The sequence below is a fragment of the Pedobacter sp. SG908 genome (assembly GCF_011759615.1).
Taxonomy (GTDB): Bacteria; Bacteroidota; Bacteroidia; order Sphingobacteriales; family Sphingobacteriaceae; genus Pedobacter; species Pedobacter riviphilus.
The window spans coordinates 1074753-1088853 of sequence record NZ_JAAOYY010000002.1 but is presented as its reverse complement, the minus strand read 5'-3'; the positions used below and the strand labels follow the sequence as shown (position 1 = coordinate 1088853).

14 protein-coding genes are annotated in these 14101 nt (G+C 39.3%); 2 read left to right on the top strand and 12 right to left on the bottom strand.

The genetic code is table 11. From position 1 onward, the window contains the following. Nucleotides 1–48: 48 nt before the first annotated feature. From FHT21_RS19755 to FHT21_RS19730, 6 genes are all read right to left on the bottom strand, one after another. Nucleotides 49–1209, bottom strand: a complete 1161-nt coding sequence (locus FHT21_RS19755; RefSeq protein WP_167296433.1) for a TIGR03364 family FAD-dependent oxidoreductase — start codon at nt 1207–1209, stop codon at nt 49–51. Nucleotides 1210–1429: 220 nt separating this feature from the next. After that, complete coding sequence (locus tag FHT21_RS19750; protein WP_167296432.1) at nt 1430–2749, bottom strand: DUF5690 family protein; 1320 nt, start codon at nt 2747–2749, stop codon at nt 1430–1432. A 157-nt stretch (nt 2750–2906) separates the two neighbouring features. After that, nucleotides 2907–3797 carry an alkaline phosphatase gene (locus FHT21_RS19745; RefSeq protein WP_167296431.1) on the bottom strand — a complete coding sequence of 297 codons (891 nt, stop codon included), beginning with the start codon at nt 3795–3797 and terminating at the stop codon, nt 2907–2909. Between the two features lie 222 nt (nt 3798–4019). Then, a complete protein-coding gene (locus FHT21_RS19740) occupies nt 4020–4589 on the bottom strand; it encodes an XRE family transcriptional regulator (protein ID WP_167296430.1) in 570 nt (189 codons plus the stop codon). Between the two features lie 260 nt (nt 4590–4849). Then, nucleotides 4850–5008, bottom strand: a complete 159-nt coding sequence (locus FHT21_RS19735; RefSeq protein WP_167296429.1) for a hypothetical protein — start codon at nt 5006–5008, stop codon at nt 4850–4852. A gap of 684 nt (nt 5009–5692) precedes the next feature. Further along, on the bottom strand, nt 5693–8944 hold the full coding sequence (locus FHT21_RS19730) for a carboxypeptidase regulatory-like domain-containing protein (RefSeq protein ID WP_167296428.1): 3252 nt from the start codon (nt 8942–8944) through the stop codon (nt 5693–5695). A 446-nt stretch (nt 8945–9390) separates the two neighbouring features. Between FHT21_RS19730 and FHT21_RS19725 the strand changes: the two genes are divergently transcribed. Then, the gene (locus FHT21_RS19725; RefSeq protein WP_167296427.1) at nt 9391–9891 is read left to right on the top strand and encodes a GNAT family N-acetyltransferase; all 501 of its coding nucleotides are present in this window, start codon (nt 9391–9393) and stop codon (nt 9889–9891) included. A gap of 7 nt (nt 9892–9898) precedes the next feature. On the opposite strand, the gene FHT21_RS19720 is transcribed toward FHT21_RS19725, so the two are convergent. From FHT21_RS19720 to FHT21_RS19690, 6 genes are all read right to left on the bottom strand, one after another. Continuing rightward, the gene (locus FHT21_RS19720; RefSeq protein WP_167296426.1) at nt 9899–10465 is read right to left on the bottom strand and encodes a DUF4256 domain-containing protein; all 567 of its coding nucleotides are present in this window, start codon (nt 10463–10465) and stop codon (nt 9899–9901) included. Between the two features lie 674 nt (nt 10466–11139). After that, on the bottom strand, nt 11140–11724 hold the full coding sequence (locus tag FHT21_RS19715; RefSeq protein WP_167296425.1) for a YdeI/OmpD-associated family protein: 585 nt from the start codon (nt 11722–11724) through the stop codon (nt 11140–11142). A gap of 12 nt (nt 11725–11736) precedes the next feature. Next, nucleotides 11737–11916 (bottom strand): hypothetical protein, encoded by a 180-nt coding sequence (locus FHT21_RS19710; protein WP_208398987.1) that lies wholly within the window; start codon nt 11914–11916, stop codon nt 11737–11739. A 121-nt stretch (nt 11917–12037) separates the two neighbouring features. Next, the gene (locus FHT21_RS19700; protein WP_167296424.1) at nt 12038–12418 is read right to left on the bottom strand and encodes a DoxX family protein; all 381 of its coding nucleotides are present in this window, start codon (nt 12416–12418) and stop codon (nt 12038–12040) included. Nucleotides 12419–12424: 6 nt separating this feature from the next. Next, complete coding sequence (locus FHT21_RS19695) at nt 12425–12892, bottom strand: SRPBCC domain-containing protein (RefSeq protein ID WP_167296423.1); 468 nt, start codon at nt 12890–12892, stop codon at nt 12425–12427. Nucleotides 12893–12897: 5 nt separating this feature from the next. After that, nucleotides 12898–13221, bottom strand: coding sequence for a metalloregulator ArsR/SmtB family transcription factor (locus tag FHT21_RS19690; protein WP_167296643.1), 324 nt, complete (start codon nt 13219–13221; stop codon nt 12898–12900). Between the two features lie 325 nt (nt 13222–13546). On the opposite strand from FHT21_RS19690, the gene FHT21_RS19685 reads away from it, so the two are divergent. Next, on the top strand, nt 13547–14086 hold the full coding sequence (locus FHT21_RS19685) for a sigma-70 family RNA polymerase sigma factor (protein WP_167296422.1): 540 nt from the start codon (nt 13547–13549) through the stop codon (nt 14084–14086). Nucleotides 14087–14101 lie beyond the last annotated feature (15 nt).

Below are 14101 nucleotides of genomic sequence, written 5' to 3'. Positions count from 1 at the left end.
AATGCCAACTTTTAGTTAACAAAAACCCCTATTTTTGTTTAGTATTTGTTAACTAAATATTTTCTTAATACTTTCTGCAGCATAACCTGCACTGGCGGTCATTCCTTTACCGCCAATAGCCGTACGGATATGGATTCGATCGTCGAGATCGTAAGTTACAATGTGTTTTGTTGCGTGTTGCGGATAAAATCCGGCCCAGGTATTTTGCAGTTTGCGCACATCAAAATTAACAATCCGGGCCGCTTCTTCGAGCATGAGCTCATTAATATGATGGCTTAAATCGAAACCAAGCTCATCGAAATGGTTTACGTCGGCATATACGTGCGAATCGCCAATAATGATTGTATTATCTGCAGCCTTTTTAAACAGGATATGGATACCCCATTTTTTCAATTCATCGTAATGTTCGGGAGTTGTAATGCTTTTGAAAGAAGGGCAATAGTGCTCAAAACTCTCGTAACGCCTGGTGGTTAGTCCGGTTAAAATATTACCGGCTAAAGTAACCTCTGGCATAGGAATACTACGCATCATCTGTAGCTTACTTACCACAATACCACTTTCACTAAACAGTTCAGGATAAAGCAATTTAAATTCGTAACCGTTACAGATAATGGCTTTCTCTGCTGTAAAAAGTTCGCTATTGTTTCTTAAACCAACCGCTACACCAGTTCCTTTGCTTTCGCAGGCCGTAACCGGACTATTGTATTTAAGTGTGTACTGTTCAAATTTAGTCTGCATATATTCGTGCAGGCGATGGATCATTTGATCTGGTGCTACACTAATTTCCTGCGGAAAAAAGATAGCTTCTTTGGCATAAGAAGATTTAATAGCAGGATATTTCTTTAAAACTGCTTGCTGACTAAGCAATTCGGTTTCGTAACCGATGGTATCATAATGCGCTTTTAGTTCATGGATCAGGGTCTGCTCATCATTATCTGATGCGATATAAACACTACCATTTTGCTGCACGGAGATATCAAATTCTTGCTGGATGGATTTATAAATCTCTAAACCAGCAACACCGTATTCGAACCATTCAGCTTCCATACCCGATGGCACCACCTGGCCAAAATTACGCACGGTAGCGCCTACCGGAAAATTGTCTTTTTCGAGCTGTAAAACAGATTTGCCCGAAAGTAAAGCATGGTAAGCATGGAATGTTCCTAAAATACCTCCACCAATTACAATAAGATCGAAATGTTTATTCATTGTTTGTTTATTTTTTAAGATGCTTTTAAAATTATTTACATCATTAAGATTTATTCTAATGGTCATTTTTTAACCCCATTACATAATGAGATCGTCTTTGCCGAACTTGTTTCAGCATCTTTCTACTAAATAGACCCTGAAATAAATTCAGGGCGACGACTATAAAGTAAAATATTTACAGGAGATCTTTTAAAGGTATATTATTAATCGAACCCACAATTTATTTCCCTGTTAAAACCATCTGCTTCGTTGTTCGTATCTTTTTATTCGTAGCTAATGTTTTCCTCCTGAAATAAATCAGCGAGAGTACACTGCAAGCCCCCCCAATGAGTGGTACAGCAAACAAACACTGTTTAAAGAAATGCATCCAGCTAATATTCGTTTCGCCAAATTCGTGCATCATCAATACCGAAAAACTACCTACGTAGCCAATTGAATCGGCCACATACATAATAAAACCGATATTGCCTTTGTAATGAAAATTGGCAATCATCCGTTCAAAAAAAATAGCATTATACGGAATATAGGCCATATACAGGCCCATTCCCAGCAAAGCCATCCAGCTTACCGGCCCAATGTAGCCCCTATCGAAAAAGAATGTACTTGCGCCAATTAGCAAACAGCCCGAAATAATCATGATATGGATCACAGTGAAGGCTTTAAGATTATCTTTGATCAGGATTAAAAGCCCCATCATCACCAATACCACAACCGAAATCAGGGTATCAATCTGCGTGTAGATATGGTTGTTATGGATACCTAAGCCGTTCCAGATTTCTACTTCGAAATTATCGCGCATATCGCGGATACAGGTAAGCAGTACGTAAATGATAATGGTTAAGATGATACCTGGCAAAAATGTGGTGATAAACTTTCTGCGTTGTTTCGCATCCATCGGTACCCGTTTGGTACGTAGCTCCTGATCTTCTTTTGAAGGTGGTGGAATAACCTCCAGGCAAAAAACAAAAAGGAACAATGGAAGCAGGAAAACCAGTCCGGTAAGAAAAGGCATCCAATAATCGCTTACTGAAGCAAACGACATTAGCGTACGCGCTACCGTTTTAACAAAACCTGAGGCAAATATTAAACTGATCGACATTAATGCGCCCATAAATTCGGTTGTTTTTCTTCCTTCCAGATAGCTGAATACCAAACCCCATATCATGCCCAAAGGGAAACCATTAAGGAAAAGAAACACAATATTGTAGGGAGCAGGCACCAAGGCAAATCCAAGCAAAGCAAGCCAAGAAAAAAGAATCAGAAAAATGATGCTCCTTGCCCGGTTACTTTTCCCCGATTCGGAAATGAAACGGATGCCGTAAAACTTACTTAAGGTATAACCTAGCATTTGTGCAATAACCAACCAAACTTTATAATCGATATGCAAAAATTCCTGGTGCTCAAAAGTAGCAGAGGCAAAAGCTTTTCGAAAGGCATACATACTGGTATAACAACCAAATGCTGCTATACCACCAAGCACTGTAATTAACCAATAAGGCCAATTAAGCGCTTTTTTACGGGCAAGATGAAGTAAACCCATCCTAATTTCTGCTTATGTTGTTTATTATACCAAACACCACTAATTTGATTAACATATGTATTTCATTTAAAAACACAATAGTAAACATTGTTTATTATTAGTAAACAAATTCAAAATTATCAAATTGTTAATTTTTTACCGTTTAGGGTTTGGCATATTATTTCGTAAAAGCCTCTAACACTGGCCTGCCTCTCCAACTTTGCGGTTGCTGTAACCCCATTAACCAGGCTAGTGTTGCGGCTGTATCGTAAGTAATAATCGCATCTTTTAATTCGTGGTTTTTACGAACGCCAGGGCCCGAGATAATCCATGGGATCTGCACCTCATCGAGTGATTTACCGCCATGACCTTTACCTTTTCCGCCATGATCGGCAGTAACCAGGATAACGGTTTCATCAGCAATACCTGCATCTTTAACTGCTTTTACAATTTTACCAATCCGCTGATCTACCAGCTCAAGTTGTTTATAGTAAGCCGGTGTACGGTGACCAATTGAATGCCCTGTACCATCAGGTTCGTCTAAATGCAGGAAGGTAAAATAAGGTTTCTCTTTTTTGATAATCGCAGCAGTAGTATCGGCACAAAAATCATCTTTATCATTTCCACTAACGATAATATTTACAGCTTCTTTTTCAAACAAATAACCAATTCCGCTCCAACTATACACAATAGCTGTTTTAGCTTGTTTTTTTTGATCTCTGATTACACTAAATATTCCCGGGAACAAACCATAAGATGTTTTGGTAATAGACGGAATTTCGGGCACCTTACTATCCCATTCGGTATAACCATGTTCGGTTGGCCCCGCCCCCATTAGTAAAGAGGCCCAGTTTACCGCACTTGAAGACGGCAATACACAGCGTGCCTGGGTAGTCCATGAGCCATTGGCCATTAATGCTTTAAGATTAGGCATATTCGCCTCTGGCAAAGAGTAGCCACCAAAACCATCGCAACCAATTAAGACAACGTGTTTAATTTTTTTAGATTGTGCCTGCGCAAATACACATAAACAAAGTAGTACTAAAGTACTTTTCAAAAATTTTTTCATCAATTTATAATTTAGTTCAATTGTGATGAAACAATCAGTTTTTTCACCCATGTAGATGTTTTTACGGTGCTCAAGAAGGCTTGACCCGTTTATTCATCCCCTTTGGCTTAAAAAATCATGATGGTTTCATGTTCATATTTTTCTATTACCAAACCTAAGATTGGTTTATAAAGATGAAGGTAGATATTTGTTAAGTATTAATAAACTTTGTTTATAGTAATATTACTCAAAAAAATAAATGACCAGCATTAGCGCTTTGCCATCGCCAACGTTAACCGGCGTATGCGAAAGCCTTCCATCAAAAAGCATGGAGTCTCCCTTTTCGAGTATAATTTTCTTTTTCGAAAACTGGTATTCTACTTTACCTTCTATCATGTACTTAAATTCGAAGGCTTCCGTTTTCACCATTGGGCGATGCGCATTTACCTCCAACTCGAGCAGCACAAAATCGGCAGTAGAAAATTTAATATTCTTGGTTAAAATACGCGAGTAGTTAAATCCTATTGCCTGTTCCTTTTCGAACTTCTGGTATTGATCTTTTCGCTTCACCAGAACGGGGGCATCTTTCTTATGAAAATTGATGTCTTTAAAAAAGCTGTTCAGATCTATCTGCAGGCTTTTAATAATATCCATCAATACCATCAATGATGGGATTGTTCTGCTGTTTTCGATCTGAGAAATAAGGCCTTTGCTTACTTCTGCTTTATCTGCAAGCTCCTGAACGGTAATGCCAAGTTCTTTACGTCTTTCCTTAATTTTTCCGCTTATCTGTAAAAGAATTTCATCTTGCATATGCTAAAATCGTATTAATAATGCTAATGTATTATTTTATTCCTACAATCTAAATCAACAATCGCATAAGTTACAGCTTAAACATTCTTTTACCACAGAGAAAACAGAGGTAAAGCGCAGAGAACAGGGAGATGTAAATTCTGCGGTAATCAGTGCAATGGTTAAGGAACCAAAGCGCAGAATTCCCCGCAGATTTAAGAAGGTTTATGCAAAAAAATAACTTTATAAAATCGGTCGGTGAGACACCGACCGATAGGATTTTAACGATAATGGCCAGGCACCCAATACCGACCGCCATAAGGGCCAATAGTATAATGCCCGCGCACCCAGTGTGCCCTTGGTGCACGTGCGCTTACCACGCATGCACTAAAATTAACCGCCATAACCAATAAGAGCAATGCATTTACAATCTTTTTCATAACCTAACTTTTTAAATGAAAAATAAATCAAGCTTTATGCTGTGTGTTTTATTTTTGACGGGGAGAGCATAGGAAAGGTTTAATTGGATATATCAGAAAGATTTTCTGCGTTTTCGAATAGTCGTTATCCCGAACTGAGCACCACGAAGCGGAGAGATCTATCCAGACAGATTTAGCTTCGGTGAGCCTTTGGGTTCTCGACGGCATTACACGCCGCTACCACTAACGCCATTTTGAAATCACTTACAAATGAACGACTTGAGATATTGTGCATTTCCGTATAGCTAGGCCATAGCACGGATCTCCCTTCTACCTAAAACCGGCCTAATAAATTTTTCGGGCTCTACCGACATCACTCATATTGATTTTCATACAATAAAATATCCCTTATAATGGCAAATTGAAAAGAATGATCGTATCGATTATTGCACAGCGGAGGTCTTTGCTTAAAATCAATATGCTCCCATCATTTGAAAATGAAAGTTGGTATTTCATCGGTAACTGTAGTCCTTCTTTCCATTACAAGTCCGCACTCGTGCCTCGCTTACGGGCTTTTCACTACAATAAGGTTTATGGTTTACGGCTTTTGCATAAATAGGATGATTACGATGGATAATCACCGCCAAACAAAAAACGGTCTGACCTTATAAAGATCAGACCGTTGTATATTGATGTTAATAAAAATTAGAAACTATATCTCAATCCCAATTGCATCTGGTAACGCGATGCAAAGAAGTCTCTTGAATAAGAGGTTACATCTTTTTGTGCAAAGGTATAAACCGGGTAAGCGGTTGGTGTTCCCGCAGTTGCAACTTTGATACCCATACTAGCCATAGAGTTATAAGTATTAGGAGAGAAATACTGGATTCCCCAATTCTTATTTACCAAATTGGTTAAGTTAATAATATCATAAGTTATTGTAACTATATGAGGGTGTTTCCCTTTTGCCACTTGAATATCCTGAGAGAAACGGAAATCAGCCTGAACATTCCAAGGGGTACGTGCACCGTTACGCTCGGTAAAATCACCACGACGGCTGCTTAGGTATTTATCACCGTTAATGTAGCTATCAAACGCTGCTGCCTGTGCAATTCCATCAGGTGTATTGGCAAAAAATTTCTGCGTTTCGCCTACTGCTGGTACATACATTAAACTTACTGTCTGCCCGGTTCCGTTGATCCTGGTGTTTACTAAACCTAAAGAATATGGAGAACCCGACTGACCGCTGAAGAATAACGAGAAGTTAGATACATATTTACCGTTTTTAAGCCAATCCCATCTGTAATTGATGGTTGAGATAATCCTGTTGCGGATATCGAAGTTTGAATAGGCCAAACCTGGGTTGTTAGGGCTAAGTGCCTGGTTTAACTGCCAGTTAGATTCCATAGAGTTACGGATACCGTTGGCAATATCTTTCGATCTTCCGTAGGTATAAGCCACCATCATGTCTAAACCGAAAGGAAGTGATTTACTTACCTGAGCAGTTAAGCTGTATTTATAACCTTTATCAGTGTTCGATAATAAATATGCGTTGGTATATAGTGGGTTTATTTTCGCACCAGAGTAGATCGGCTGTTGTTTCTGCGTATCATAAACCATATATTTTGGATTATCTACATAGTTGATCTGCTGAAACTGTACATCTTTAATCACCTGGCTAAAAATTCCCTCCACTGTAAATTTCCATTGGTCGTCTGTTTTATAATCGAAGGCTAAATTGCTTCTCCATGCTTTTGGCATTTTAAAGTTATTATCAACCAGATCTACCTGTGTAGCTCCACTTGCATCTTTAACATTAACACCTTGGTTGGTTACATAACCTGCTTCGCCATTACCCGTTAAGGCGTCTTTAATTGGATCAGAACCAGGTGCAGGCATTACTATTTTGGTAGGGTCTGCATTTGCATAAACATACGACTTATCAAAAGCGCCGTAATTTACACCATTATTATAATAGGCATAACCGATCCATGCAAAAGGTACACGGCTGGTAAATAACCCAGTACCACCACGCATAACCAAACTTTGATTACCCAATACATCGAAATTAAAACCAATACGTGGAGAAATCTGGATTTTGTTCAGGAATTTTCCAGTAATTGATGATGGCTGTGTATAGGTATAAGTTGTACCGTAATTGGCATCAACCGGAGAGTTGGTCGTTTTTGAACTCAACGATGGCATATTAGGTAAATTTGCCATATCGAAACGTAAACCCGGTGTTAATTTAAAACGATCGCCGATGCGGATTTCATCCTGACCATAAACACTGTACATGTTCACATTAAACTGTGCAGTTGGGTTGGCAATAATATTATCGCGACTATTATCGTCGTAGTTATAACTTGTACGTACCCTGTTTGGTTTGTTCGCCAGGAAGTCGGCAATACTGCTATAAGCCACACGACCGTTCCATGCGTTTACAAAACCGTAATTGATGTTGTAAAATTCGTTGTGCGTACCAACAGTAAAGGTATGTATACCAGAGTTATAAGTATAGTTATCGGTAAATTCGAACGTATTCTGTTTCATATTGAAGATACTCGCCTCGCGGTCGGTACCTAAAAACAATGTTCCTCCGTTCGCAGCAATTTCGATTTGCGGTACAGCCGGATTAGAAAGTGGATCACGGTAATCGTGCACTGTAGAATAACCCACAATTAAATTGTTGGTAGCAGAGTTACCGAAACGGGTTTTTAGATCAGCAACAGTTGAGGTTTGGTTATTGTTCTGTCTGAAATCGATACCGCCAAACCTAAAGTTAAGCTGATCTCTCTCTAAGTTTGTTGCTTTCGAAATAATGGTGTTATTTCTGATGGTTAACTGGGTATTTTCACTAATATTCCAATCTAAACGGTTAAAGAATTTATTAGATTGCGAATAAATGTTATAATTACCGAACGAGCCTGCATCTACACCATAAGCGCTTGCCATACGATCAGAAATCTGTTGCGCATCACTTGCAGTAAGCAATTTCATGTCAGACGATCCTGCACCTAAAATTACCGGATCCTGGCGACGGGTAATCTCCTCATTAGTGAAAAAGAACAATTTATCTTTAATAATCGGGAAACCAACGCGGAAACCAGTTTGGTAATCGTGAAAAGCAGAAGGCTCTTTGCTGTTATCGCCTATTTTATTTCTACCGATTAACGAAGCGTTACGGCCATAACCGTAAACCGACCCCACTACCTCGTTGGTACCACCACGGGTTACCGCGTTAATACTACCACCTAAAAAGTTACCTACTTTAACATCGTAAGGAGAAAGTAAAACGGTAACATCCTGGATCGCATCTAGCGAAACCGGATTGGTACGCGTACTGCTTCCTGGCATACCCGAGCTTCCACTCTGACCACCTAACGAAGGACTGAAACCAATCGCATCGTTATTGATCGCACCATCGATAGTTACGTTGTTGTACCTAAAATTGGTTCCACCAAAGGTATTATCTTTACTACCTTGTGGGGTTACACGGGTAACATCCTGCAAACTGCGGTTCATGGTAGGCAAAGTTTTAATCTGACCTTCGCCAATGCTTGTACCGGCACCAGATTTTGTTCCGCCTTTTTGACCTTTAACACTTACTTCGGCCAATTGGTTGCCTTGCTCCTGAAGATCGATATCGAGTTTTACATCGTTACCCAGGGTTAAATAAATGTTTTCTTTTACTACTGGGCTATAACCCACAAAGGTTACCGTAATTTTGTATGGCCCGCCCGGGTTTAAGTTGCCAATACGGAAAAGCCCAGATTCGTTTGACGAACCTTTAGATACCGTACCCGTTGGAACGTGCACCATAACAACGGTTGCCCCTGGGATGATACCTTTGTTATCCTTAATCTTTCCATTAATACTAGATGTTGTAACCTGCGCCTGAGCTAATGTGACCAGGAGCACAAGAATACCTACTAGGGATAGTATACGTGATTTCATTTTCTGTTATTTTATTTTGGCACAAAACAACAGTCTTAATGTTAATTCAATATTAACATTAAATTAAGTTTAACCTTGAGTTAACAATATGAAAATTGGAATTAAACAATAGGAAAACAATTCCTTAACAGCCTTTTAGAAGCCGGAATATGATGAAGAGCAATATGCTCAAATATCAGTCATAAAGATGAAGATTGCGTGAAGATTTTCTCATTAGGGAGTCTGGGGTGTTTAGTCTGGATCACAAAGAAGATTAAGTAGTTAGGACTAAGCACTTGGCGTTTAACGGCGATTAACCGGATAATTACTTCTCAAACCTGCATTTGTTAACAAATGATTAATCACCAAGAGATAAATGAACCAACAGTTCCCTCAGTTTGGCGCTTGGCTACAATTAACCGATTAAGCAATTTAAACAGTTGACCAAAAAACTTATTTTTGCCTTCATGATAATAAGATTAGCCGTTACAGAAGATATACCATTAATTATGCAATTGGTACGCAAAGTTGTACCCTTAATGCGTGCTGCAGGAAATTTTCAGTGGGGAGACGATTATCCGAACCCCGAAGTATTTGCCAACGACATTAAAATCGATCAGTTATGGGTAGCAGAGCTGGAAAATGAAATTGTTGGTGTTTCTGCAATTACCACAGATCAGGATCCTGAGTATGCCGATGCTGGTTGGGGCATTACCGAAAAAGCCATTGTTACGCACCGTTTGGCTGTAGATCCCGATCAGCAGGGCAAGGGCATTGCCAAAGCTTTAATGCAACAGGCAGAGGTAGTAGCCAAAGCAGCCGGCATTAGCATTTTAAGGGTAGATACCAATAGCGAAAATAAAGCCACACAAGCCCTTTTCCATAAACTGGGTTATACCTTTAGTGGCGAAATTGGCCTGGCCAAGCGCCCTGGACTACGTTTCTTTTGCTATCAAAAGTTGTTGTAACCATTAGCTATACTCTTAATAAACCACGGAAAGCCCTTGCCGCATAATAAGATTGTGCGCCATTGTGATACACGAACACATGATTGTAACGACGATCGCCAAAGAGGGCACCGCCCAATTTTCTGATTTCGGGAGGGGTAACAATCCAGCTCGATGTTTTGGTATCAAACTGTCCAAGTTGTTGCAAAAAGCGATATTGTTCTTCTGTTAAGAGCTCTACACCCATCCCAGCAGCCATATCAATAGCATTATTTTCTGGCTGATGTTCTTTTCTGGATTCAAGAGCTTCCACATCATAACAAATACTTCTACGGCCTTTAGGGCTTTCTGCCGAACAATCATAAAAAATGTATTCGCCTGTTGTTTTATCAAAATCAACAACATCGGGCTCGCCACCGGTTACTTCCATTTCGTCGAGTATCCAGAGTTTCCCAGGCCTGCCAATTAACCTTTCTTCAACTTTAGTCCATTCGATACCTTTATGGCGGCCCATATTTTTCTCGAAACGGGTTTTCAGCGTATCCAGCAATTCATGCGTTTGTTCTACAGATAGTTCTTTCTTGCTCATTATCATTTCAATTTTAGGTGCTCAGGCTTAATTTTAAAAATACTAATTTATATATGGAGCGCAACGCCTGTACAAATAATAAGTTTCCCCCCTAATGCAAAACCGCCGTCCCTAAACCCGTTAGCAGCAGCCTCCGGTTCTTTCTATTGGAACTACAGCGAATGGCGGGACTAAGAACCACAAGCTGCTCATTTCCTAAAACAAAACGTTCTTTTCCAATTTCAATAAATGAATAACTTCTATTTGAAGCGCAACGCCTGTGTAAAACAATAAGTTTCTTCCCGTTTTCCGCTTATACGCTTCGCTGCCTCGTTCCTCGTTGCTGCAGGGTAATGCTTCAACCGGGGCTAATTGGCTACAGCTGTATTTCATTTTTGAAGTTGCAGGACGCAAAAACCGCTGTCCCCAAGCCCGGCAGTAGCATTAGCCTCCGTTTTTTTCTATTGGAGCTACGGCGAATGGCAGAACTAAAAACCACCAAGAACTACAAGCTGCTCATTTCTCAAAACAAAACGTTCTTTTCCAATTTCAATAAATGAATACTTTAGTTTTGAGGTTTATTGTGCCTCAGATGTTACCTGAGGCGAGTAGTTAATTTACTAGAGGTTGGAATTGCAAAACGGTTAAGCTGCGGGATAACTATGCCAGTATCAGATGGAAACATCTGACGCCACAAATAACTAATCATCCAATCCTTTACCATTCAAAATCTGCGGTATAAATTTTTCAACCCTAGCCGCCCTTGTTTTAGATTGTTTGGCCGCCGAAAAATATAAGAGGTATCCTCTTTGTCGTCCTGGGGTTAAGGCTTCGAAAGCTGTTTTTAAATCAGGAATGTGATCCAATTTACTTTGAAACTCAGCCGGAATGGTGTATTCTGCAGTTTTTTTCAAATCTACTTTTAAACCTGCTTTTTCTACTTCAATGGCTTCAAAAATATAGGTTCTTAAAATTGCTTTCATTTCTATAATCTGCAATGCAGTGGTAAAACGGATCTGCCTTGCCGATTGCACATTCTCCGTTTGCTGGATCAATATACCTTCATTATCTTTCAATAATGCACCTTTAAAAAACAAAAAGGCACAATATTCTTTAAAATCGTGAATTAAAACGATGTTGTTTCCGTCAAAAGTGTAACAGGGGCAGCCCCATTTTAACTCTTCAGTTAGGCCACAATCAAGGGCAATTGTTCTTAATAAGATTACTGCTTCCTGCCATTTTTTGGCTTTATTAAAATAAAAATCAACTTTAGGGTTCGTATTCATTTTTCTATTCGTTTAGGTGGTGGCCAATAAAAACACCTCTCCACTTGCTGGCAAAAGTCCATCAGTTCTATTGGCGAAATAATATTGTTCCATGTCTTTTGTGGAGATCGTTTTAGCTTCTTTAAATCCTGTTGACAGGACTAGCTCCAACGCTTCTTCAAGGTGCAACCAGTTGCAGACCAATTTCATCATGGAGGATATGCGGCGTATCATCCACTTTTATATGTAAAGCCCTCCACAAAGTGGTCCTGATGGCAGTATTATCTGGTTCAGTGCTATTTTTGTGCTGTTCCATATCAACTTATTTTTATGCCTAATTTAAAGCAATTTTTCTTTCTATAGGCCTGAAATACCACGAAAACACCGTTAAAACCAATAGCAACATCGGCCCAAAATATGCCGAAAAGCTATGATCAGCCACTGCGACATGCGAAAAAACAGCGCCAGACATGGCAAAGAAAAAGCCTGCATAAGCCCATTCTTTTAGTAAAGTAAATTTAGGAATAAGCACAGCAATTACACCCAAAATTTTCCAAACGCCCAATAAAGTGAGGAAATAGAGCGGATAGCCCAGCTGGGTAAAAAGCGCTACTTCATCTTTCATTTTTAATAACTGCACGATGCCCGTAGACAGCATGCCCAAGGAAAGCCAAACTGTGGCGATCCAATAGATAATTTTGTTTCTCTTTGTCATGATCTGTTATTTTAATTGACCTACAATATTCTGCAAACGGTTATGTGCCATATTGATGCCCTGAGCAAAGGGGAGCGACAGGATCTGATCTCTTACACCAACCGATTTATATATCACATGCATGGTAAGCTTACTCCTATCACCGCTTAGTTTTTCGAATGTTAAAAACTCAAGCTGCGCGGCGAAAGGTGTATTTTCCATTTCGAATGTACGCGTGATCTTCTCTTCGGGCACCAACTCGTGGATTACCCCACTGGCTACAAAGGCTACATTCCCTTTATGATCTGAAGTTTCGAAAACATAACTGCCATGTTTTTTATTTTCGAGTTTCAATACTTTTGTACCCATCCATTGCGCAACAATTTCGGGCTCTACATAAGCCTTAAAAAGCATTTCAACAGGAAGATCAAATTCCCTGGTGATTACGATTTCCTGTTTACCGTTTTCGGCGGCTATTTTTGTTTTCTGCTCCATTGGTTCTATTTGGTCGGTTTATAATTTTTCATGATATCTTCCAGTTTGTTAAACCTATCATCCCACATTTTGCGGAAGGGTTCAATAAAATCGGCTATTTCTTTCATCTTTTTGGCATTTGTATGGTAGTGTACTTCCCTCCCATTCTGTTTTTGCTCTAAAAGTTCGCATTCGGTAAGAATTTGCAGGTGTTTGGAAACGGTCGGTCTGGCGGTATCGAAATTGGCGGCTATAGCGCCCGCAGTCATCGATTGTGTGGCTACCAACAGTAATATTGCCCTGCGTGTGGGATCGGCAATGGCCTGAAATACATCTCTTCTTAAATTCATCATGTAGCTATTTGACTACAAATATAAATGTAGCCATTTGACTACGCAAATTTTTGAGAGATTTTTTTCGATTTTTCTTCAACGGACCGTCATAGCGCTTGGCGCCACCAATAAGAAACCCCTCCGAATATTAATAAAAGTCCCCTCAAAGCAGTATCCAGGCAATATTCAATTCACCACAACACAAAAACTATAAAATCTACCGATTTAGTAGTTTTTTTATACATTTGCCGAATAAATCAAACCTGGATATAAAAACCTAGGGGAAATTGTTTTGCATAGCCTCAAAAGGCTTGGTTTTAAATTCAAAAATTGGATTATTTTAATGGAACATCTTTCTGATCTTAAGTCCGGAAATATAACGGCATTTCAACACCTGTATGCTTTGTACAACAAAAAGCTTTATTTCTTTATCCTCAAGAAGTCAGGATCGACGTATATGGCTGAAGAGGTGGTACAGCTTACCTTTATTCGCCTATGGAATAAAAGAAAATCTATACCGTTAGAGGTCCCGGCTTATACTATTATATCCAGAATGGCCTATACAATTTTAATAGATCAGATCAGAAAGGAAGCAGTTAACCAAAAACTCCTGAATAAGGTAGAAGTTAATGATCAAACCGATAACATTACTGAATATACAAATACCCTAGCTGCTATTGAATATGTTTTAGAATTAATGGCTCCTATGCGCAAAAAAGTTTTTAAACTCAGCAGGTTCGATGGCTTCTCCCATAAAGAGATCGCCGAAAAACTATCCATTTCTCCAAAAACTGTTGAATACCACGTTTCAAAAGCGATCAAACAAATTAAGGCCGTACTTTCTTCTTTTTGGATTGCTCTCATCTATATCCTTCAAAAGTAATTTAACCGCAGTAAA

Coding starts and splice junctions, on each gene's coding strand:
- FHT21_RS19715 (WP_167296425.1), bottom strand. CDS start 11,724: ATGAATACGAACCCTAAAGTTGATTTTTATTTTAATAAAGCCAAAAAA.
- FHT21_RS19690 (WP_167296643.1), bottom strand. CDS start 13,221: ATGAATTTAAGAAGAGATGTATTTCAGGCCATTGCCGATCCCACACGC.
- FHT21_RS19725 (WP_167296427.1), top strand. CDS start 9,391: ATGATAATAAGATTAGCCGTTACAGAAGATATACCATTAATTATGCAA.
- FHT21_RS19735 (WP_167296429.1), bottom strand. CDS start 5,008: ATGAAAAAGATTGTAAATGCATTGCTCTTATTGGTTATGGCGGTTAAT.
- FHT21_RS19685 (WP_167296422.1), top strand. CDS start 13,547: ATGGAACATCTTTCTGATCTTAAGTCCGGAAATATAACGGCATTTCAA.
- FHT21_RS19750 (WP_167296432.1), bottom strand. CDS start 2,749: ATGGGTTTACTTCATCTTGCCCGTAAAAAAGCGCTTAATTGGCCTTAT.
- FHT21_RS19745 (WP_167296431.1), bottom strand. CDS start 3,797: ATGAAAAAATTTTTGAAAAGTACTTTAGTACTACTTTGTTTATGTGTA.
- FHT21_RS19740 (WP_167296430.1), bottom strand. CDS start 4,589: ATGCAAGATGAAATTCTTTTACAGATAAGCGGAAAAATTAAGGAAAGA.
- FHT21_RS19700 (WP_167296424.1), bottom strand. CDS start 12,418: ATGACAAAGAGAAACAAAATTATCTATTGGATCGCCACAGTTTGGCTT.
- FHT21_RS19710 (WP_208398987.1), bottom strand. CDS start 11,916: ATGATGAAATTGGTCTGCAACTGGTTGCACCTTGAAGAAGCGTTGGAG.
- FHT21_RS19720 (WP_167296426.1), bottom strand. CDS start 10,465: ATGATAATGAGCAAGAAAGAACTATCTGTAGAACAAACGCATGAATTG.
- FHT21_RS19695 (WP_167296423.1), bottom strand. CDS start 12,892: ATGGAGCAGAAAACAAAAATAGCCGCCGAAAACGGTAAACAGGAAATC.
- FHT21_RS19730 (WP_167296428.1), bottom strand. CDS start 8,944: ATGAAATCACGTATACTATCCCTAGTAGGTATTCTTGTGCTCCTGGTC.
- FHT21_RS19755 (WP_167296433.1), bottom strand. CDS start 1,209: ATGAATAAACATTTCGATCTTATTGTAATTGGTGGAGGTATTTTAGGA.